Source organism: Herbaspirillum sp. NPDC087042, from assembly GCF_044745245.1.
GTDB lineage: Bacteria > Pseudomonadota > Gammaproteobacteria > Burkholderiales > Burkholderiaceae_D > Herbaspirillum.
This window is the reverse complement of record NZ_JBIUZW010000014.1, coordinates 164,799-184,006: the sequence shown is the minus strand read 5'-3', so window position 1 is coordinate 184,006 and position 19,208 is coordinate 164,799. Positions and strand designations below refer to the sequence as shown.

22 protein-coding genes are annotated in these 19,208 nt (G+C 64.1%); 5 read left to right on the top strand and 17 right to left on the bottom strand.

Annotated features, from left to right (window positions below; genetic code table 11):
* Together ACIPHN_RS19215 and ACIPHN_RS19210 are read left to right on the top strand one after the other, a co-directional pair.
* A partial coding sequence (locus ACIPHN_RS19215) for a hypothetical protein (RefSeq protein ID WP_400438710.1) occupies positions 1-229 on the top strand: 229 nt, incomplete at its 5' end.
* Between the two features lie 6 nt (positions 230-235).
* A complete protein-coding gene (locus tag ACIPHN_RS19210) occupies positions 236-646 on the top strand; it encodes a DUF2846 domain-containing protein (RefSeq protein ID WP_400438738.1) in 411 nt (136 codons plus the stop codon).
* 9 nt (positions 647-655) lie between these two features.
* Here ACIPHN_RS19210 and ACIPHN_RS19205 read toward each other — a convergent pair whose 3' ends face one another.
* The 9 genes from ACIPHN_RS19205 to ACIPHN_RS19165 all read right to left on the bottom strand — a co-directional run bounded on the left by ACIPHN_RS19205 (position 656) and on the right by ACIPHN_RS19165 (position 9,193).
* Positions 656-1,999 (bottom strand): MFS transporter, encoded by a 1,344-nt coding sequence (locus ACIPHN_RS19205; protein ID WP_400438707.1) that lies wholly within the window; start codon positions 1,997-1,999, stop codon positions 656-658.
* Between the two features lie 164 nt (positions 2,000-2,163).
* Positions 2,164-2,391, bottom strand: coding sequence for an acetyl-CoA carboxylase biotin carboxyl carrier protein subunit (locus ACIPHN_RS19200; RefSeq protein ID WP_400438705.1), 228 nt, complete (start codon positions 2,389-2,391; stop codon positions 2,164-2,166).
* Positions 2,392-2,458: 67 nt separating this feature from the next.
* Positions 2,459-3,421, bottom strand: coding sequence for a biotin-dependent carboxyltransferase family protein (locus ACIPHN_RS19195; protein ID WP_400438702.1), 963 nt, complete (start codon positions 3,419-3,421; stop codon positions 2,459-2,461).
* Positions 3,418-4,137: a 5-oxoprolinase subunit PxpB gene (gene pxpB / locus ACIPHN_RS19190; protein ID WP_400438699.1), complete on the bottom strand. Its 720-nt coding sequence runs from the start codon at positions 4,135-4,137 to the stop codon at positions 3,418-3,420. The genes ACIPHN_RS19195 and pxpB overlap by 4 nt, the downstream gene beginning before the upstream one ends.
* Complete coding sequence (locus tag ACIPHN_RS19185) at positions 4,134-5,546, bottom strand: acetyl/propionyl/methylcrotonyl-CoA carboxylase subunit alpha (protein ID WP_400438696.1); 1,413 nt, start codon at positions 5,544-5,546, stop codon at positions 4,134-4,136. Before ACIPHN_RS19185 ends, pxpB begins: the two co-directional genes overlap by 4 nt.
* A 580-nt stretch (positions 5,547-6,126) precedes the next feature.
* A complete protein-coding gene (locus ACIPHN_RS19180; RefSeq protein ID WP_400438695.1) occupies positions 6,127-6,348 on the bottom strand; it encodes a hypothetical protein in 222 nt (73 codons plus the stop codon).
* Positions 6,349-6,452: 104 nt separating this feature from the next.
* Entirely contained in the window at positions 6,453-7,160 is a 708-nt protein-coding gene (locus tag ACIPHN_RS19175) for a ribonuclease activity regulator RraA (RefSeq protein WP_400438693.1), read from the bottom strand.
* 33 nt (positions 7,161-7,193) lie between these two features.
* Positions 7,194-7,979, bottom strand: a complete 786-nt coding sequence (locus ACIPHN_RS19170) for an SDR family oxidoreductase (RefSeq protein ID WP_400438690.1) — start codon at positions 7,977-7,979, stop codon at positions 7,194-7,196.
* Positions 7,980-7,990: 11 nt separating this feature from the next.
* Positions 7,991-9,193 carry a pyridoxal phosphate-dependent aminotransferase gene (locus ACIPHN_RS19165; protein WP_400438687.1) on the bottom strand — a complete coding sequence of 401 codons (1,203 nt, stop codon included), beginning with the start codon at positions 9,191-9,193 and terminating at the stop codon, positions 7,991-7,993.
* Between the two features lie 95 nt (positions 9,194-9,288).
* On the opposite strand from ACIPHN_RS19165, the gene ACIPHN_RS19160 reads away from it, so the two are divergent.
* Complete coding sequence (locus tag ACIPHN_RS19160; RefSeq protein ID WP_400438684.1) at positions 9,289-10,158, top strand: LysR family transcriptional regulator; 870 nt, start codon at positions 9,289-9,291, stop codon at positions 10,156-10,158.
* 92 nt (positions 10,159-10,250) lie between these two features.
* Here the strand turns inward: ACIPHN_RS19160 and ACIPHN_RS19155 are convergent, their stop codons facing one another.
* Together ACIPHN_RS19155 and ACIPHN_RS19150 are read right to left on the bottom strand one after the other, a co-directional pair.
* Positions 10,251-11,207 carry an amino acid ABC transporter substrate-binding protein gene (locus tag ACIPHN_RS19155; protein WP_400438682.1) on the bottom strand — a complete coding sequence of 319 codons (957 nt, stop codon included), beginning with the start codon at positions 11,205-11,207 and terminating at the stop codon, positions 10,251-10,253.
* Between the two features lie 58 nt (positions 11,208-11,265).
* The gene (locus ACIPHN_RS19150; protein ID WP_400438679.1) at positions 11,266-11,688 is read right to left on the bottom strand and encodes a VOC family protein; all 423 of its coding nucleotides are present in this window, start codon (positions 11,686-11,688) and stop codon (positions 11,266-11,268) included.
* 378 nt (positions 11,689-12,066) lie between these two features.
* Between ACIPHN_RS19150 and ACIPHN_RS19145 the strand changes: the two genes are divergently transcribed.
* Positions 12,067-13,092 carry a transporter gene (locus ACIPHN_RS19145; RefSeq protein ID WP_400438735.1) on the top strand — a complete coding sequence of 342 codons (1,026 nt, stop codon included), beginning with the start codon at positions 12,067-12,069 and terminating at the stop codon, positions 13,090-13,092.
* The gene (locus ACIPHN_RS19140) at positions 13,082-13,633 is read left to right on the top strand and encodes a peroxiredoxin family protein (RefSeq protein WP_400438676.1); all 552 of its coding nucleotides are present in this window, start codon (positions 13,082-13,084) and stop codon (positions 13,631-13,633) included. The genes ACIPHN_RS19145 and ACIPHN_RS19140 overlap by 11 nt, the downstream gene beginning before the upstream one ends.
* A gap of 74 nt (positions 13,634-13,707) precedes the next feature.
* Here ACIPHN_RS19140 and infA read toward each other — a convergent pair whose 3' ends face one another.
* The 6 genes from infA to ACIPHN_RS19110 form a co-directional block, all read right to left on the bottom strand.
* Positions 13,708-13,971: a translation initiation factor IF-1 gene (infA, locus tag ACIPHN_RS19135; RefSeq protein ID WP_198983981.1), complete on the bottom strand. Its 264-nt coding sequence runs from the start codon at positions 13,969-13,971 to the stop codon at positions 13,708-13,710.
* 459 nt (positions 13,972-14,430) lie between these two features.
* Entirely contained in the window at positions 14,431-15,483 is a 1,053-nt protein-coding gene (locus ACIPHN_RS19130) for an ABC transporter substrate-binding protein (RefSeq protein ID WP_400438673.1), read from the bottom strand.
* A complete protein-coding gene (locus tag ACIPHN_RS19125) occupies positions 15,480-16,667 on the bottom strand; it encodes an NAD(P)/FAD-dependent oxidoreductase (RefSeq protein WP_400438670.1) in 1,188 nt (395 codons plus the stop codon). The genes ACIPHN_RS19130 and ACIPHN_RS19125 overlap by 4 nt, the downstream gene beginning before the upstream one ends.
* Positions 16,664-18,115 (bottom strand): FAD-dependent oxidoreductase, encoded by a 1,452-nt coding sequence (locus tag ACIPHN_RS19120; protein WP_400438667.1) that lies wholly within the window; start codon positions 18,113-18,115, stop codon positions 16,664-16,666. The genes ACIPHN_RS19125 and ACIPHN_RS19120 overlap by 4 nt, the downstream gene beginning before the upstream one ends.
* On the bottom strand, positions 18,112-18,417 hold the full coding sequence (locus ACIPHN_RS19115) for a (2Fe-2S)-binding protein (protein WP_400438665.1): 306 nt from the start codon (positions 18,415-18,417) through the stop codon (positions 18,112-18,114). The genes ACIPHN_RS19120 and ACIPHN_RS19115 overlap by 4 nt, the downstream gene beginning before the upstream one ends.
* The gene (locus ACIPHN_RS19110; RefSeq protein WP_198983976.1) at positions 18,414-19,208 is read right to left on the bottom strand and encodes an ABC transporter permease; all 795 of its coding nucleotides are present in this window, start codon (positions 19,206-19,208) and stop codon (positions 18,414-18,416) included. The genes ACIPHN_RS19115 and ACIPHN_RS19110 overlap by 4 nt, the downstream gene beginning before the upstream one ends.

The following is a 19,208-nucleotide window of genomic DNA, read 5'->3' as shown; positions in this document are numbered from 1 at the left end:
TCGCTGTGATGAGCAGGATTGTGGTCTAAACATGGGTCAACTTTGGATGCAAATTTCCTGGGAAAGTGGGTCAGTTTTCAATGCAAATCAACAGCCAGACGATAAATACGCTTACGCGCGGCATGAAGACATCGCGGTAAACATCGATCAGTCTCTTGATGGGCTTCAGAGAGCTTCGGACGGTCTGGCCCAGGTTGTGGCCAATGCGCTCGTTGCCGGGAGGCAGTGAAAGAGCATTCCGGCCCTCAAGAATGGGCAGGGGCGAGTCTACTTCCTGAGATCTTCCACATTTTTCGCGGCCGCTTTCCGACCGCTCATCTACATCAACAACCAGGCCGTGGGTCGATCCGACCCGGGTGGCTTCTTCGTTGTCGACCTGCCGGCTGGCTCGTATCAGGCCAAGACCACCACCGACGCCGTGATAACGCTGGACTTCACGATCTATCCCAACGAGACCAAGTTCATACGAACCGCCGCCAATCTGGGCCTATTGACCCCGCGCATGGAATTTATTGTCGTGCATGAGTCAATGGCCGAACAGGAAATGATGCAGCTTCTCTACATGGGGAAGCCGCTGCAACCCGTCCCCACAGCGCCTCCCGCGGTCCAGGCAACCCCGTCCATAAGCGCCCCCGTGCAGGAGTAGCCGCTGCACTCAAGCCAGCCTTTCCTTTGACGTCTCGCGCACTGTCAACAAGGCCAGCAAGCTGAACACTGCCGCCGCAATGAGCAGGAACGCCGGCGACTTCAGGTTGCCGGTCGAGGCCATCAGGCTGGTCGCCAGGTAGGGGGTGACACCACCACCCAGGATGGCACCGATATTGATGCTGAAGGCCATGCCGGTATAGCGCACCTTGGTCGGGAATTGCTCCGCATAGGTCGGATAACCCACGGACTGCACGATCGGCAGTGGCAAGGCCATGATGAACATCGCCAGCGCCGCCAGCGGCAGGCTTTGCTGGTCCATCAGGATCATCATCGGCCACACCAGCACCATGTAGCCGACAAAGCCCAGCGCCAGCACCCGGCGACGCCCCCAGCGGTCCGACAGGCCACCGAAGAAAGGCATGAGCAGCGCCATGGTCACCCCCACCGCAGCCATGATCCAGTAGATCGCCGTCTTGTCGTATTTCAGATAGGTGGTCATGTAGATGTTCATGAAGATCAGGCCCACGTAGTAGCCCACGTTCTGCCCGAAGGCCAGCGCGGTCACCTTGAGGACCTTGCCCGGATGCACCGTGAGTACTTCGCGCAGCGGTGCCTTGGCCGGTTCGTGATCGGCCTGGAAGGCCTGGAATGCGGCCGACTCCTCCACGCGCCGACGCACGGCGGTCGAGACCAGTACCATCGGAATGGCCATCAGGAACGGAATGCGCCATCCCCATTCGACCATCTGTGCCGGGCTGAGCAGCACCGAGCTGATGCCACAGAAAGCGGCCGCCACCGAACCACCCAGGGCCACGCCAACCGGCGTGAAGGCGCCATAGAAACCCCGCTTCCCCGCCGGTGCGCATTCAGCCACGTAGGCCGCCGCACCGGTCACCTCGCCGCCGGCAAAGAAACCCTGCACAAGACGAATCACCAGCAGCATCAGCGGCGCGGCAATCCCCACGGTAGCGGCCGTCGGCAACAAGCCGATCAGGCCGGTGGCGATGCCCATCCCGATCACGGTCACCAGCAGGATGCCGCGACGTCCGATACGGTCTCCCAGGCGACCCAGTACGATGCCGCCGATGGGACGCATCAGGAAAGCGCTGCCGAACACCGCCAGGATCGCCAGCAACGAGGCCGTGGCATCGGTGCTGGGGAAGAACAGTGGCCCTATCGTTGCGGCCATGTAACCGTACACGCCAAACTCGTAGTATTCGATGGCCGTCCCCGCCGAGGCGGCGACGGCGGCCTTGCGCGCCGTCGCGCGGGCCTGCGGATCGACCTTCTCGGCGCTGCCGGCATGGCCCGCTAGCGACGGGTGGCTGTTGAGGCTGTTGGCGGTATTCATTGGTGAACCCCTTTGATGGACTACGGGAAGACACTCTGTCGAGTGAAATGACCAGACGTAAGCCCGCCCTTCCGACGTGCCGTCACGGCACGCGGAAATCTGACGGTCAGCTGGGACTTGTGCTGCGGGACCGACGCCCCGCGCACGCTACGGAAAACGGCTGCTCAATCCGCCACGAAGCGGGCGATGACGACGTCTTCGTCCACGGTGACACCTTCTTCAAAAAGGTAGCTGGAGACGAAGCCCGCCACGGGTGCCTGGACGGCGATTTCCATCTTCATGGATTCCATGATGAGGACGTCGTCACCAGCGTCCAGCGGGGTATTGGGCGCAGCGATGAACTTCAGCAGTGTGCCGGTGATCTCGCTACGGATATCGATGTCATTTGCCATGTCGGGTGCTGTGTCAGTGGGGAGTGGTGGTGGTCAAAAAGCAGCGATCGTGCCGGTGGCTCCGGCATCACGATTGAAATCCATGCTGGCCAAGAGCGCCCTCCATGCGTTCGAAGATCTCGCACTGCGCCATCGCCAGCTGCTGGGCCTGGCCCAGGGTGATCCATTCGAAGCTCACCGTTTCTCCCGCCATCGTCTGCGCCAGCCGCGGCAGATCCACCGAGGCGATGTTGGCGATACGCGGATAGCCGCCGGTCGATTGCCGGTCCGCCATGAGCACGATCGGCAAGCCATCCGGCGGTACCTGGATGGTGCCGAAGGTGACCGCCTCCGATGGCAGATTCATGGCCTGGTCCAGTGCGAGGCCCGGGCCTTCCAGGCGGCATCCCATGCGATCCGATTTCGGGCTGATGCGAAACGGCTCGCTGACGATGCGTTGACGTGCCTGCACCGAAAAGGCATGCCATTCACGGCCCGGCACGATACGCAGGGGCGCAGGTTTCGGTCGCGCGATATCGACCGGGTAACTCACGGCGCGACCCGGCAATGGCGAAGGCAGGCCGGCATCGCGCAAGCCGATGCGGTCACCCTTCTGCAGTCCCCGCCCGTGGATCCCGCCGAATCCTCCGCGCACATAGGTACTGGTACTACCCATGACCGGCGTCAGTGCAAAGCCTCCGGCAACGGCCAGATAGGCTCGCACACCATCGACGCGCTTGCCGAAGCAGAGCTGGTCGCCCGCTGCCACCGGCACGGCCGTCTCCAGTGGCAGTGCCTGGCCATTGAGCGCGGCACCGAGATCGGCACCGGTGACCGCGATCAGCGTCGCCACCTCGAACTGCAGTGTCGGTCCCATCAGGGTGATCTCCAGGCTGGCCTCGCTGGCGGCATTGCCCACCAGCATGCAGGCCTGGCGATGCGCGCGCTCATCCATGACGCCCGATACCGGAATGCCGAGATGCTGGCTGCCAAATCGTCCAAGGTCCTGGAAACTGCTCAGGGCGCCCGGCTTGATGACGACGATGCTCATTGCATGCCCTCCATGGCAGCAAACTCCTCAGGCGAAATCGGCACGAACCTTACCTGGTCGCCCGGCTGCAACAGGCAGGCCGGCTGGCGCAGCGGGTCGAACAGCTTCAATGGTGTGCGACCGATCAGGTTCCAGCCGCCAGGAAGTTCCAGCGGATAGATGACACTCTGGCGGTTGGCCAACCCGATCGAACCGGTCGGCACCGACGTGCGTGGCTGCGGACGACGTGGCAGCGACAGGCGCGAATCGAAGGTACCGATGTAGGGATGCCCCGGCGCAAAGCCGATCATCTGCACCGTGACCTCGCCCTGCGCGTGCAGAGCAACGAGCTCGGGCGCCGCCAGGCCACAGGCCTGCGCAGTCTCTTCCAGGTCGGGCCCGTGCGCACCACCGTAGCAGACCGGGATATCGATCATCCTCGTGGCACCCCGCTGGTCCATGTGCCGGGACTGCATCACCTGGCTCACCAGGCGCACCAGGGTCTGGTAGGCAATCTCACCCGGCGCGGCCATCGACCGCAACGAGGCTGGAGCATAGTGCAGGCCGACCGTGCGCATGGCCGGCACCACTTCGATGACGCCGGCCATGTCGGCCGCGCGCAAGGCCACCGCGACTGCGGCGGCCCAGGCACTATGCTGCAGCGGATCGCCGCCCTGCGCCTCGATCACCAGGCAGTTCTCGCCTGCGGGAAAGCACGCCCAGGTGAGGGCCGTCATGCCGGCTGCTCCTGGCGTGCTGGTGTCGCCTGTGCCGTCTCGACCAGCACATCCAGCAAGGCCTGGCGCTCGCGCTCGACGAAGTGCGTATCTACCGTGCCGGCAACGAAAGCCGGGTGACGCAACACCGCCAGCAGGAACTCACGGTTGTGGCGGATGCCACCGATCTCGGTCATGCCCAGCACCTGCTGCATGCGCTCTAGCGCGAGTGCGCGATTGGCACCGGAAGTGATGACCTTGGCGATCATCGGGTCATAGAACGGCGTGATGGTGTCGCCCTGGCGTACGCCGGTATCGATGCGAACGCCATCGAGCGCCGCCGGAAAATCGAAGCGCTCCAGCAAGCCCGGCGAGGGCAGGAAATTCTTCAGCGGATTCTCCGCGTAGACGCGGCATTCGATGGCCGCACCGCGGCGCCCGATCGCCGACTGCGGCAGCGGCTGCAACTGGCCAGCGGCCAACTCGATCTGGCTGCGCACCAGGTCCCAGCCCGTGATGGCCTCGGTCACACCATGCTCCACCTGGATACGGGTATTCATTTCCAGGAAGAAGAACTCATGGCTGTTCGCATCGAGGATGAACTCCACCGTGCCAGCGCCGCGATAGCGCTGTCCCATCGGCAGTGCGACGGCGGCCGCGAGCATCTGCTCCAGCACCTGTGCGGGTAGCGTGGGGGCCGGGCTTTCCTCGATGATCTTCTGGAAGCGCCGTTGCACCGAGCATTCGCGCTCGAACAGATGGACGGCAGTACCGTCGCCGTAACCGAAGACCTGCACTTCGATATGACGTGCACGGCCCACGTATCGCTCCAGGTAGACCGAGGCGTCATTGAATGCCTTGAGTGCCTGCGATTGCGTCGATGCCACCGCAGCAACCAGGGTGGAGGCGTCGTTGACCAGCTTCATGCCGATCCCGCCACCGCCACCGGCGGCCTTCACCAGCAGCGGGAAACCGACCCGCTGTGCCGCCTGCAGGATGCGCTCGGGAGACTCACCCGGCAGAAAAGCCGCGCTGCCCGGCAACACCGGCACGCCGCAGCGCTGGGCAATGCTGCGCGCACGATGCTTGTCGCCCATGTCTTCGATGCTCTCGGGAGAAGGACCGATCCAGGCCATGCCGCGTGCTTCTGCGGCACGGGCAAATACCGTGTTCTCCGACAGGAATCCATAGCCGGGATGCACGCCCTGGGCACCATGTTCGATACCGGCGGCCAGCACCGCGTCCACGTTCAGATAGCTTTGCGTGGCTGGCGAAGGCCCGATGTGTACCGCGACGTCGGCCATCTGGCAGTGCAACGCGCCGGCATCGGCATCCGAATATACGGCGATGGTCTCCATGCCCAACGCCCTGGCAGCACGAATGATGCGACAGGCGATCTCGCCTCGATTGGCGACCAGAATTCTCTTCACGATGCTTGGATCTCCGTGTTGACTTTGGAAAAGCGGACACATTGCAACGGCACAGGCGGGTGCGATCAGACACGCCTTTGAGCCAGGTCCTGGCGGCCCCGATCTTCAAGGACTGCGCACGATTTGCAGCACATTTCGACGCAGTTTATGAATGACATATAACAAAGTAAATCAATATATTTTTTACGAATTCACAAAGATAATTTGTGAGCAAACTTGGGGCGAAAGCGCCCAAACAGGTGCGCTTTCACGCCATGTCGATCGCAGGTTTTTTTGCAACGCATCGACCCACTCCTTGGCTGAAGCGGCTTGCAGCACAACCTGCGCGCAAGGGCGGACGTGGCAAGGCCCGCCATCGATGACACGAACCGATTGCGAGTCGTTTTCGACTTGAAGGAAATCAGAATGAAGCCCCGGTCACCAGGGCGGTGCCCGTGAAAATGTGCGGTCAATGACGCGGCGAAAGCGCCGGCCTATCACCTGCGCACCAGGCTTGTGCGCCACCTGCCGGGCTCTTGTTGTGCCCGACGTGGCGAGACGGCGGGGCAATATCCGCATCATCGCCACCGCTGCGAAGCCATCATGGATGACAGCGTCCCTGCTCCAGCACGCGCGCAAGCAACTCGTCGGAAGGGGGCAACTGGAGCCAGCACGCCCCCTTCTGCTGCGAATGACGATTCCAGATCCGCAAGGCCTCGTCGGCCGACAACTGTTGCCCGGTGCTGTTAGCGCAGGCCTGCAGACGCTGGATATCGCGCATCAGTTGCGCAATCATTTCCTGTTGTTCGATGAAGGTCAGCATGGTTCCACTCCCCAATCAGGCGAAAAAAAACTGCCATCGCCCTTCCGGCCCCGGCCAGGAGAGTGATGGCAGCGATGACGCTAGCAATAGGCGTTCCTGCGAGCTTATTTCTTGGAGTCCTCGTAACGCGCCTTGTTCTCTTCATTGGGTGGATACAGGCCCGGCAGCGGCATGCCCGCATGCACCTGCTCCATGATCCAGCCCTCGAAGCGTTCCTGCTCGACGGCGATCTCGACCACTTCCGAGAGCAGCGCCGCCGGAATCACCACGGCCCCGTCACGGTCGGCCACGATAACGTCATCCGGGAAGATCGCCACGCCCCCGCAGCCGACCGGTTGCTGCCAGTCCACGAAGGTCAGGCCCGCCACCGAAGGCGGCGCGGCTGTGCCAGCAGCCCAGACCGCCAGCCCGGTGCTTTCCACGCCGGCCAGGTCGCGTACCACGCCATCGCTCACCAGTGCGGCCACGCCGCGCTTGGCCATGCGGGCGCACAGGATATCCCCCCAGAAACCGGCATCCTTGACACCGTTGGCGTCCACCACCGCCACGCAGCCTGCAGGCATGTTCTCGATGGCCGCGCGGGTGGACTTGGGCGAGCTCCAGGAAGCCGGTGTGGCCAGGTCTTCGCGCGCCGGCACGAAACGCACCGTGAAGGCGCGACCGACCACGCGCTTGCTGGCGGCCGCCGTGGTGGGCAAGGCGCCACGGATCCAGACGTTGCGCAAACCCTTCTTCAGCAGGATCGTCGTCAGGGTTGCGGTGGTCACGCCCTCCAGGGCCTTGAATGCGGCGATATCGTCGTGGCTGCTCATCGTTGCTCCATTCATCGTTGATTGAAAAACGGCTTAGATACTGGCGATCAGGCCGCCATCCACCCTGACCGTGCTGCCGGTGACATAGCTGGCGCGCTCGCTGGCCAGGAAACTCACGACATCGGCATATTCCTCGGGGCGACCGTAGCGGCCCATGGCGATGCTGGCGGCGCTTTCCTTTTCGATGTCGTCGGCGGCCCGTCCTTCGCGCTCGGCCCGGGCGGCATCCAGGAACTGCGTACGGCGCGTGGCGATGCGCCCGGGCACCACGACGTTGACCGTCACGCCGTCGCGGGCCACTTCGCGCGCCAGCGACTTGGACCAGCCCAGCAGCGAAATGCGCGTGGCATTGGACAGCCCGAGATTGGCAATGGGGGCTACCACGCCCGAGGAGGTACTGGTAATGATCCGCCCCCAGCGTTGCTCGCGCATGCCCGGCAACAGCAGGTCGGTGATGCCGATCACCGACAGCACCATGGATTCGAAGGCATTGCGCCAGACCGCGGTACTGTGGCCATGGGCCGGGCCTGGTGGTGGTCCGCCGGTATTGTTGACCAGGATGTCGATCGTGCCGGCGCGTTGCAGCACCTGCTCGATACCGGCCTGCCACTGGTTGGGCTGGGCCAGGTCCCAGGTGTAGCAGCTGCAATTGCCCCCGGCCTCGCGAATCCTCTGCGCGGTCACATCGAGTGCGGCCGCATCGCGGTCCGCCAGGTACATCTCTACGCCTTCGGCGGCCAATGCCAGGGCGATTTCGGATCCGAGGCCACCACCGGCACTCATCACCAGGGCGCGTCGCCCGGAGATCTTCAGGTCCATACTTGCTCCTTTCAGTTCAATCTTGCGCAGGCGCGCATGACGCGTTCACAGGCCTGCTCCAGTCGCTCGGTCGCAGTGGCGAACGAGATGCGGAAGAAACCCTCGGCGCCGAAGGCACTGCCTGGCACCACGGCGACCTTGGCTTCGTCGAGAAAATAGCGGCCGATGTCGTTGTCGTTCTCCAGTCGCCGGCCCTGCGTAGTCGTGGCTCCCACCAGGTCGCTACAGGAGGGGAACAGATAAAACGCCCCCTGCGGCGTGCGGCAAGACAGGCCTGGTGTGGCGTTGAAGGCGTCCAGACAGAGGTCACGCCGGTCGCGGAAGATCTCGTTGCGCTCGACCAGGAAATCGATGGGCCCGTCCAGTGCCGCCAGCGCGGCCGCCTGGGCGATCGCGCAGGGATTGCTGGTGCTTTGCGACTGGATGGTCGCCATCGCCGCGATCAGGTGGCGCGGGCCGCCGGCATAGCCGATGCGCCAGCCGGTCATCGCGTAAGCCTTCGAGACGCCATTGACCGTCAGCGTGCGCGCCTTCAGCGCCGGCAAGACCTGGGCGATGGTGGCGAAACGCCAGCCGTCGTAGCGCAGGTGCTCGTACATGTCGTCGGTGAGCACGTACACATGCGGATGGCGCAGCAGCTCGGCCCCCAATGCCAGCAGTTCACTGGCATCATAGCCAGCGCCGGTGGGATTGCCGGGCGAATTGAGGATCAGCCACTTGGTACGCGGCGTGATGGCCGCCGCCAGTTGCGCGGCGTCGAGCTTGAAGCCCTGGTCTTCGCCGCAGAGCAGCTCGACCGGCACACCACCGGCCATGCGCACCATATCGGGATAGGAGACCCAGTAAGGTGCCGGAATGATCACCTCATCCCCGGGGTTCAGCGTAGCCAGCAACGCATTGAACAGGACCTGCTTGCCGCCGGACCCCACGCTGATCTCCTGGGGCGTATAGGTCAGTCCATTCTCGCGTTCGAACTTGCGTGCGATGGCCGCCTTCAGTTCGGGCGTGCCATCCACATCGGTATAACGGGTCTGTCCCTGGTCGATGGCGGCCTTGGCCGCTTCGCAGATATGCGGGGGCGTCGGGAAATCCGGCTCGCCCTGCGACAGACCGATCACGTCGATCCCGCTGCGGCGCATCTCCGCCGCCTGGCGCGTGATGGCCAGGGTGGGAGAAGGCTTGACCGCCTCCAGCAATTGTCCCAACAGATTCATGCAGACCTCCTTCTTGTCGTCAGGAGGATCATAGAAAGATCGACACAAAAATAAAATCAATATATATTTTTAAAATTGATAAATAATATTTTTGTATGATCAAAGAGCTCAAGACCTTGATCGCCGTGGCGCGGGAAGGCACATTCGCAGCAGCTGGCAACAAGATCGGACTCACCCAGGCCGCCGTCAGTGCGCAGATGCAGCGCCTCGAGAGCGAGATCGGCCTGGCGCTGTTCGAGCGCGATGGTCGTGCCGTGCGCCTGAACCGCAGCGGACGCGACGTGCTGGCACAGGCCCAGGAGCTCATCCGCCGCTATGACAACCTGGGCCGCACCAATGAAGGCATGGCCGCCACCACGCTCATTACGGTGGGTGCGATTGCCTCCATCCAGCGCTCGCTGTTGCCATCGGCGCTGGCATCGTTCTACCTGCAGTTGCCGCAGTGTCGTACCCGTGTCGTGCCGGGGCTCTCGATGGAACTGGTCAACCTGGTGGATGCGGGCGAGATCGATCTGGCGGTGGTCATCCGTCCGCCCTTTTCGCTGCAGAAGGACCTGCACTGGACCACGCTGGCCAGCGAGCCCTTCCGCCTCATCGTGCCGCACTCGGTCAAGGGAAAAGACTGGCAGGAGATCCTCGCGACCTATCCCTTCATCCGTTACGACCGCGCCTCCTTCGGAGGACGTCAGGTCGACCGCTTCCTGCGCAGCCGATCCTTTACACCCAACGAACGTTGCGAGGTCGACGAGCTCGAAGCCATCATCAAGCTGGTGGCCAATGACGTCGGCGTGGCGCTGGTACCCGAGACATCCGGCCATCGTCATTGGCCCACCGGCGTGCGCGCCATCCATCTCGACGAACACACCTTCCACCGCGATATCGGCCTGGTGCATCGCACCTGGCGCACCCTGTCCGAACCGGTACGCCAACTGGCCGAACTGATCACCGCCAGTGCCAATGCCTGATGACCGGGTGGCCAGCAAAAGACCCCGAGCCGCCAGAGGCGTGTCGGGGTCCTTGCATGACCGGCTGTACTACTGGCCCAGGTAGCTGCTGCCTACTTCCTCTTGATGACGGCTTGCTGCGTCTTCGGGATCGGTGCGTAATCGGCCGGATCCGGCGAGTTGGTGACCTTGCTGATGGCGGCCTGGGTCTCGGCGCTCATCGGCCAGTTCAGGTTCTGGCCACCGGGCAACGTCGGCGACTGGAACCACTTCATGTAGAGCTTGTTGATATCGCCCGACCTGAAGAGGTTGCCGATATTGGACTCGACGAACTTCTTGAACTCGGGATCGTTCTTGCGATAGATCAGCCCGAACGGCTCTACCGACAGAGCCTCGCTGCTGAGGACCAGTTCATTCCTGATCTTGCTGCCACCGGCCAGCGAAGCCAGTACGATGTCGTCGTTCATGAAAGCCGCCACCCGTCCGGTCTCCAGCAGCAGCATGCCTTCGGCGGTATCGCGTGAAGGCAGGATATCGATGCCCAGCTTCTGCTCGTCGTTGAGCGCAGCAAGCAACTTGATGTGGGTCGTACCGCTATTGATGGCCAGGCGCTTGCCACGGAGGTCGGCCAATCCCTGTATGCCACTGCTCTTCCTGGAGAGGAAGCGGGAGCCGCTGACATAATAGGTCGGTGAAAACTCCACGATGTTCTGACGTTCAGCCGTGTTGGTGGTGTTGCCGCATTCCAGGTCGATGGTACCGTTCTGGATCAACGGCAAGCGGGTCGAGGAAGTGACCGGGACCATGGTGATCTTGAGCTGCGGCAGTCCCAGCTGGCGCTGCACATTGCGCGCCAGGGCCAGGCAGATGTCCAGCGCATAGCCTTCGTATTCCTGCTTGTCGTTAAGATAGGAGAAGGGCTTGGCGGCATCACGCACGCCCAGCACGATGGCCCCCTTCTCCTTGATCTTCCTGAGCGTGCCGCCGACCTCCTCAGCCGGCGCCGCCTGAACGACGCCCATGACCATCGTGGCCAGCAAGCCGGCCACCATCCGTTTCCCGTGCTTCATGCTTCCCCCTGTGATGAGACTGCTCATGCGCCGCACTACCCCGCCTGCGCGGTATGGATCACTTCGCGAAGATGTAATCCATGTTGGCGAAGGACTTGAACTCCAGCGCATTGCCGGACGGGTCCAGGAAGAACATCGTGGCCTGCTCGCCGACTTCACCCTTGAAGCGGATGTAGGGCTCGATGATGAATTTCACCTTGGCGGCCTGGAGCTTGGCTGCCAGGGCATTCCATTCCTCGATGGGCAGGATGGCGCCGAAATGGCGCGAGGGAACGTTATGGTCGTCGACATCATTGGTCACGCTGAAACCGGCTTCGTCCGGGGCCAGGTGGGCGACGAGCTGGTGGCCGTAGAAATTGAAGTCCACCCATTTCTCGTCACTGCGGCCTTCGGGGCAGCCCAGCAGGTCGCCATAGAAGGCACGCGCCTCGGCGATATCCTTGACCGGAAACGCCAGGTGGAACAACGAAGTCGAATTCATTTTCTATTCCTATAAAGACATTGTGGAGCTTGCCGGGAATGACCCTTTGGAGAGCAAGGAAACACAAGTCTATCGATAGGATATATTTATGTATAACCAATAATTATTGCGCAACCAACAAATAAAATTGATATATCCAGGACGACATGGACGTCGCCCGAGCGCATCCCGCCAACAGCGGCCGCGACAATATGTCGCACCTCCCTTTGTGGCCGGGTCAGCGGTTCGTCAGCCAACCGGCAAGACCGGCTGCTACCATCGATTGCATCTGCTTTCCCATGATGCAACGCCCGTCGCGGCCTTTCCTGTCACGCTCCCATGTCACGAACCAGCTCCTTCCCGCTCGCCTCCAGCAAGGCGCCGACCGTCTCACGCCTGATGCTGGGCGTGGCCTTGACCCTGGGCACGCCTGCCCTGGCCCTGGCCTGCGCCACCTGCGGCTGCTCGCTCAGCAGCGACGCCGCCATGGGCTATTCCGCCGAGACCGGCTGGCGCGTCAGCGTCGACTACACCTTCATCAACCAGAACCAGCTGCGCGCGGGGCGCAGCTCTGCCTCCGCCAGTCAGGCGGCCGCCATCAATGATGCCGGCGGCGCGCAGGAAGTCGAGAACAAGACCATCAACCGCTACACCAACCTGGGCATCAGCTACACGCCCACGCCGGAATGGAATATCACTGCCACCATTCCCTACATCGATCGCAGCCATACCACCTATGGCAATGCCGGCACGGCCAACCTGGGCGCCGACAATCTCAGCGGGGCCACCAGCAGCGGTATCGGGGATATCAAGCTCGTCACCAGCTACCAGGGCTGGCTGCCCACCCACAACCTGGGCGTGCAACTGGGCGTGAAGCTGCCCACCGGCAACTACGGCGGCCAGAATGTGGTGACCGGGGCGACCGTGGGCCGCAACCCGGTGTTCTTCTCCTCCGGCCCCAACGCCGCCGCCAGCCAGGCCCTCGATACCAGCCTGCAACCCGGCACCGGCAGCACCGACCTGATCCTGGGCGCCTACTACTACCAGCCCGTCAGCCAGGATTTCGACGCTTTCATTAACGGCCAGTACCAGTTCGCCATTGCCCACAAGCTTGACCAGGCCAACGCCGACTTCCGCCCCGGCAACCAGGCCAACATCAGCTTCGGCTTGCGCTACGAGGCCGACCCCAAGCTGGTGCCGCAACTGCAGATCAACCTCACCCACAAGAGCGCCGACCAGGGCGCCCTGGCCGATACCGCCAACACGGCTGGCACCGTGGCCTATCTGAGCCCGGGCGCTACCGTCGAGGTCGCCTCGCGCCTGCATGTGTACGGCTTCGTGCAAAAGGCCTTCTACAGCCAGTTGTCGGGATACCAGTTGTTCCCGCGCTGGAGTGCCAATATCGGAGCCAGCCTTGCCTTCTGATGCCCACTCCCTGCAACGCCGCCTGTGGCTGCGTGCCGCCCTGGCCGGTGCGGGCGGGCTGGCGCTGGCCGGCCGCAGCGGCCTGGCCCTGGCCAATGGACTGGTGGTGGGCAAGGCTGCGCCACCACTGGTGCTGACCACGCTCGATGGCCAGCGCATCGCCTCGCCTGAGCTGCTGGGCAAGGTCGTCATCCTGACCTTCTGGGCGACCTGGTGCAGTCCCTGCCTGGCCGAACTGCCGCTGTTGTCCGAGTACTACTCCCGGTATCGCAAGCAGGGGCTGGAAATCCTGGGCTTCAGCCTGGATGGCGCCGAGCAACTGGCCGAGGTACGCAAGTTCGCCGCGCGCCTGTCGTTTCCGGTGGGATTGCTGGGCAATCCCTGGGCGGGCGAATATGGCCGCATCTGGCGCATTCCGGTCAGTTTCACGATAGGGCGAGATGGCCGCCTGGTCGACAACGGCTGGGACGACAAGGACCCGGTCTGGACCAGCGCCCGCCTGGAACGCATCGTCACACCGCTGCTCAAGTCATCGGTCTGAGCGAGCGGCAATGAAAAAGCGGAGCACCGCGCATGGCGCGGGCTCCGCTTTTTCATGTCGATGCCGTGAGGAAATCAGCGGCGCTTGAATCCAGGACGCGGACCCATCGGGCCACGGTTTTCCAGGTGACGGAAAATGATGCGTCCCTTGTTCAGGTCGTAGGGTGACAGCTCCAGGGTGACCTTGTCGCCAGCCAGGATCTTGATGAAATTCTTTTTCATGCGACCAGCCGTGTAGGCGATCAGCGAGTGACCGTTATCCAGATTGACGCGAAAGCGCGAATCCGGCAGGACTTCGGCAACCTGCCCTTGCATTTCAATCAGTTCTTCTTTGGCCATCTTGTCTTTCTAGTGCGTGGACGCGCGGCCTACAGCGAGGACGGGCCCGGGGATTTCAAACTCTGGCTTTGACGACAGGCCAGGCGCAAACGGCGGCCGGCTACGTTAAGGTCGGAGGACGTGCGAACACTCTAGCGGTAAGACCAGCGCCGAGCGCCCGGTAAAATCGGGGATGCGGATACGGGGGAAAGATGCGGATCACGGGAATTGCCGAAACAACATCAACAATAACGACAAAACGCGTGCAGATCAGGATTTCCGCTCGTTTTTCGCGAACGATGCCGGCACTATACGCGCATTTGCAGTTTTAGCCAAATTGTGCGAAGCGACTGGATCGCTGAAATGCCCGTAATTCCCTCTTGGCAGTGCGCTCCAGGCCAGAAAAACAACACAAAAAAAGCGCCACCCGCAGGTGGCGCCAAGGACTACCAGAGGTACTGCAAAACAGGGGGCTGGCGCTCAACGCTCGATCGTGCGGCTCCAGCGGGTATTCCAGGCGGCCCGGTTCTTGTTGATCTCGTCCCAGTCCACCGCGCGGGCAGCCTTGACGAAGCCATTCATGCGGGCCTGCTCGGCCGCCGCCGCACCACTGACCTGCACCCGGGTATTGGTCGGGTTGTAGTTGCCGGCCTCCAACGCCAGCGCCTGTGCCTGCGGCGAGAGCAGGTAGGCCGCCAGCTCCTGCGCCAGTTGCGGCTCGCTGTTGTTGGCGATCACGCATTGCGCCACCATCAGCACCACCGCACCTTCCTTGGGCTGCACATATTCCACCGGGATCCCCTTGCTCTTGAGGATGGTGGCTTGCGTCGGGGTATAGGGGAACAGCGCTGCCTCGCCGGTCTGCGCCATCTCGGAAATCTTGGCCGAATTGGAGATGTACTCCAGCACATTGGGGCCAATGGTGCCGGCCCAGGCCTTGAAGCCCGGATCGACATTGGCGTCGCTGCCGCCCTTGAGCTGGTTGAAGGCGAGGAAGGCGTGCAGCCCGAAGGTCGATGACGGCAGCGACTGGAACACTACCTTGCCCTTGAGCTTGGGATCGGCCAGATCCAGCCACGAGGTCGGCGGCGCCCAGCCCTTCTCGGCATAGACCTTGGTGTTGTAGGCCAGTCCGGTGACGCTGATGGTCACCCCGGTGGCCATGTCATCCTTGATGTGCGCCACCGGCAGCAGGCTGGCGAGGTTGGGATTGGGCTTCTGCTTCTCGCACAGGCCCATGCCCACGGCGCGATACATGACGCCATCGTCGAGGAACATCAGGTGCATCTGCGGCTTGTCCTTGGCCGCCTCGGCCTTGGCCAGGATGTCGGCCGAGCCACCCGGCACGACCGCGATCTTGACGTTGTACTTCTGCTCGAAGGGGGCGAACACGGATTGGGTAAAGGTCTTTTCCATGTTGCCGCCGTTCATGCCGACGTAGAGCGTCCTGGTCTGTGCCTGGGCGGTGCCACAGGCCAGCAGGGTCAGTCCGATGGCGGCGGCCAGCGCGCCAGTGCGGGGGAGCGACATCATGAGATCTTCCTTTCAAGGTGGGAGGACAACAGATCGGAGCTACCCACCGGCTCAACGACGGCGGCGGCAGGCGCAAAACGTGCAATCGAGAAGGCGTCCAGCGCGATGGCGCTGCGGCCATGCAGGACCAGCTCGGCCAGCGCCTCGCCGGCGGCCGGGCCGATCTGGAAGCCGGCGCCGCAGAAGCCGAAGCCATGCAGCAGGCCCGCCTGGGTGGCGCTGGGGCCGATGACCGGCTGGTGGTCCGGCAGGTAACCTTCCACCCCGCTCCAGGTGCGGATGATGTGGACGTGGCGCAGCGCCGGCAACAGGGCCGCGGCCTGCGGCAACAGGCCGAGGATGGAATCGTGCGAGGCGCGGGCGCGCTTGTCGTCCAGCTCGTAGCCGCGTCCGCCGCCCAGCACCACATTGCCGCGCGCCACCTGGCGGCAGTAGATCGAGCCCCCCTCCACGCCCAGGCTCCAGGGCAGGAAGTGGGCAATCGGTTCGGTCACCACCATGCTGGGATGGCCGCTGCTGAGAGGAACGTCTTCGCCAAAGGCCGAGGCCAGCCGGGTGGCCCAGGCACCGGCGCAATTGATCATCACCTCGGCGCGCAGCTGCACGATCTCGTCACCGCGACGTGCCTCGGCGACGAAGTCGCGACCGTCATGCACGACCTGCATCAGCTCGCAGCGCTCGATGATCTCGGCCCCCGCCGCCTGCGCGGCGCGGGCGAAGGCGGGCGAGACCAGGCGCGGATTGGCCTGGCCGTCTTCTGGACAGAGCGAGCCACCCACCGCCGCGCCACCCAGCCAGGGACATTGCTGGCGCAGGCGCTCGCCACTGATGAGTTCGATGCCCAGGCCATAGGGCCGGCTCAGTTCGGCATAGGCTTCCAGCGCCTGCATGTCTGCAGTGCTGCGGGCCAGCTTGAAGTGGCCGCTGCGTTCGTATTCGCCGGTGGTGCCGATCAGGGCCTCCAGGCCAGCCCAGATCTGGTGGGCGCGCTGCGACAGCGGCAACTGCACCACCGGACGGCCCTGGCGGCGCACGCCGCCATAGTTGATGCCGCTGGAGCGCGCACCGCAGAGGTCGCGTTCCAGCAGGGTCACGCGACGGCCGGCCTTGGCCAGCACCAGCGCGGCCGAGGCGCCGACGATGCCGCCGCCGACGATGAGGACTTCGGTCGAGAGCGTCTTCACGATGCATCCTCCTGCAAGGCGGTGTCGCTGGCGGTCGCCTTCACCGCCACCGCGGGTGACAGGTGCAGGCCGATGGGAATGGGCTTGATCGGCGCCTGTCCGCGCAGGCGTCCGACCTCCTGTACCGGCAGGCCGGCTGCCTGCGCCAGGATTTCGGTGGCGGCCGCGCCGCACATGCGGCCCTGGCAACGCCCCATGCCCACGCGGGTCAGGGCCTTGAGGCGATTCATCTCGCGGGCGCCGCAATCGCGCACGGCCGCGCGCAATTCACCGGCGCGGATGTTCTCGCAGCGGCACACCACCAGGTCGTCAGGAGCCTCGGCCGCCCAGCGCTGCGGGAACGGGAAGGCCCGCTCCAGCCCCAGGCGGAAGGCCGCGATTCTCTCCAGCTGCTGCTCGATCTGCGCGGCGCGCGCACCATCGATAGCCACGCCGCGATCCTGCAGCAGGGCCAGCGCAGCGCGTTCGCCGGCCAGCTCGGCCGCATCGGCCCCCATGATGCCGGCTCCATCGCCAGCCAGATAGACGCCGGGCACGCTGGAACGCGTGGCCCGGTCGCGTACCGGCAAATGGGCGCGCTGCATCTCGTCGAACTGGAAGCGGCAACCCAGCAGGTCGGCCAGTTGGGTCTCGGAGCGCAGGGCATAGCCGAAGCCGACCGCGTCGCAAGCGATGACGTGCTCGGCCCCAGGCTCGCCGCCCGGCTGCGCCAGGTTGGCGTGGCGCCATGCCAATGCCTGCACGTGCGACTCGCCCTCCACACGCAACACCTGGGCATGGGTGTGGACGGGGATGCCGTGCAGCTTCAGCCAGGCCAGGTAGTAGATGCCCTTGGCCAGCAGGGCCGGCTGCCCCAGCATGGCCGGCAAGGCTGCCGTGCGATCGGCCAGGCTGCTGCTGTCGAGCACTGCGGCGACCGTCGCCCCCGCCTTGGCGTACTGGTAGGCCACCAGATAGAGCAAGGGGCCGTTGCCGGCCAGGACCACGGAGCGGCCGATGGCGCAGCCCTGGAACTTCAGTGCCACCTGCGCACCGCCCAGCGTATAGACACCGGGCGTGGTCCAGCCCGGGAAGGGCAGCACGCGGTCGGTGGCGCCGGTGGCGACGATGAGTTCGTCCCAGGCCAGTGAGGATGCGGCCTGGGTGGTGTTGTCCATCAGGTCGAGCAAACCCGGCTGGGCGTTCCAGACCAGGGTCTGGGGACGATAGTCGAGTGACTTGCGCACCGCATCGAAGGCCTGGTGTACGCCATCGGCGCGACCGGCTTCGAAGCCGTAGAGGACTTTCTTGCTGCGCGCAAAACCCTGCGGGGGCTGGCGATAGATCTGGCCGCCGGCGCGTGCGGCTTCGTCGATGAGGACCGGTCGCAGGCCATGCGCCACCAGGGTCTGGGCGGCACGCACGCCGGCCGGGCCGGCGCCGACGATCACGGGAGCGGAGCGGGTCATGCGCCCTCCCCGCTGCCGCTGAGCAATTGCATGCCGGCACGGATGAAGGTGGAGCAGGCGCGCAGGCGCTCACCATGTTCGGTGACGATCCAGCAATCCTGGCAGGCGCCCATCATGCAGAAGCCGGCACGGGGCTGGCCGCTGAATTCATTGCGGCGCAGGTCGCCGGCGTTGGTCAGCACGGCGGTGAGCACCGTATCGCCTTCCAGCGCCGTGACCGCGCGACCATCGAGGGTAAAGGCCACCGTGGCGCGTTCGTGCTCGGCCAGGCGCACCAGTTGCGCTTGAAATGACTGGCTCATGCGCGCCCCACCAGGACACGGTCCAGGCCATAGACCCGGTCCAGGATGATCATCGCCACGGCCGTGATGGCCACCATCAGCGCCGACACCGCCGCCATCATCGGATCAATGGATTCGGTGGCGTACATGTACATGCGTACCGGCAGCGTCACCGTCGAGGGCGAGGTCACGAAGATGGACATGGTGACTTCATCGAAGCTGTTGATGAAGGCCAGCAACCAGCCGCCGGTGATGCCCGGCAGGATCATGGGCAAGGTGATGCGCAGGAATACCGTGCTGCGCGAGGCGCCCAGCGACAGCGCCGCATGCTCGGCGCTGCGGTCGAAGCCCACCAGCGCGGCCATGATCAGGCGCATGGTGTAGGGCGTCACCACCAGCGAGTGCGCCAGCACCAGCCAGCCGAAACTGCCGGCCCCGCCCACCACCGAGAACAGGCGCAGCAGGGCCACGCCCAGCACCAGGTGGGGGATGATCAGCGGCGACAGGAACAGGCCCTGCAACGCACCCGACCAGCGATGCGGATAGCGCACCAGCGCCATGGCCGCCGGAATGGCCAGCACGGTCGAGATGGTGGCCGCCGCCAGGGCCAGCCAGAGGCTGTTCCAGAAGGAGCTGACGAAGTCCGGATACTCGAACACCGCCTTGAACCAGCGCAGCGACAGCTCCGGCCCGTTCATGGTGAGGGTGTTCTCGGGGGTGAAGGCGATCACGCAGACCACCAGGATGGGGGCCAGCGTGAAGAGGATCACCAGCGCGTTGAACAGCAATGCAATCGGTCCGTTCTTGTTCAT

What these genes read in the sequence shown, in the direction of transcription:
- ACIPHN_RS19205 (WP_400438707.1), bottom strand. Translation starts at nt 1,999, where the DNA reads ATGAATACCGCCAACAGCCTCAACAGCCACCCGTCGCTAGCGGGCCAT.
- ACIPHN_RS19200 (WP_400438705.1), bottom strand. Translation starts at nt 2,391, where the DNA reads ATGGCAAATGACATCGATATCCGTAGCGAGATCACCGGCACACTGCTG.
- ACIPHN_RS19195 (WP_400438702.1), bottom strand. Translation starts at nt 3,421, where the DNA reads ATGAGCATCGTCGTCATCAAGCCGGGCGCCCTGAGCAGTTTCCAGGAC.
- pxpB (WP_400438699.1), bottom strand. Translation starts at nt 4,137, where the DNA reads ATGACGGCCCTCACCTGGGCGTGCTTTCCCGCAGGCGAGAACTGCCTG.
- ACIPHN_RS19180 (WP_400438695.1), bottom strand. Translation starts at nt 6,348, where the DNA reads ATGCTGACCTTCATCGAACAACAGGAAATGATTGCGCAACTGATGCGC.
- ACIPHN_RS19175 (WP_400438693.1), bottom strand. Translation starts at nt 7,160, where the DNA reads ATGAGCAGCCACGACGATATCGCCGCATTCAAGGCCCTGGAGGGCGTG.
- ACIPHN_RS19170 (WP_400438690.1), bottom strand. Translation starts at nt 7,979, where the DNA reads ATGGACCTGAAGATCTCCGGGCGACGCGCCCTGGTGATGAGTGCCGGT.
- ACIPHN_RS19165 (WP_400438687.1), bottom strand. Translation starts at nt 9,193, where the DNA reads ATGAATCTGTTGGGACAATTGCTGGAGGCGGTCAAGCCTTCTCCCACC.
- ACIPHN_RS19160 (WP_400438684.1), top strand. Translation starts at nt 9,289, where the DNA reads ATGATCAAAGAGCTCAAGACCTTGATCGCCGTGGCGCGGGAAGGCACA.
- ACIPHN_RS19155 (WP_400438682.1), bottom strand. Translation starts at nt 11,207, where the DNA reads ATGAAGCACGGGAAACGGATGGTGGCCGGCTTGCTGGCCACGATGGTC.
- ACIPHN_RS19150 (WP_400438679.1), bottom strand. Translation starts at nt 11,688, where the DNA reads ATGAATTCGACTTCGTTGTTCCACCTGGCGTTTCCGGTCAAGGATATC.
- ACIPHN_RS19145 (WP_400438735.1), top strand. Translation starts at nt 12,067, where the DNA reads ATGCTGGGCGTGGCCTTGACCCTGGGCACGCCTGCCCTGGCCCTGGCC.
- infA (WP_198983981.1), bottom strand. Translation starts at nt 13,971, where the DNA reads ATGGCCAAAGAAGAACTGATTGAAATGCAAGGGCAGGTTGCCGAAGTC.
- ACIPHN_RS19130 (WP_400438673.1), bottom strand. Translation starts at nt 15,483, where the DNA reads ATGATGTCGCTCCCCCGCACTGGCGCGCTGGCCGCCGCCATCGGACTG.
- ACIPHN_RS19120 (WP_400438667.1), bottom strand. Translation starts at nt 18,115, where the DNA reads ATGACCCGCTCCGCTCCCGTGATCGTCGGCGCCGGCCCGGCCGGCGTG.
- ACIPHN_RS19115 (WP_400438665.1), bottom strand. Translation starts at nt 18,417, where the DNA reads ATGAGCCAGTCATTTCAAGCGCAACTGGTGCGCCTGGCCGAGCACGAA.
- ACIPHN_RS19110 (WP_198983976.1), bottom strand. Translation starts at nt 19,208, where the DNA reads ATGAACAAGAACGGACCGATTGCATTGCTGTTCAACGCGCTGGTGATC.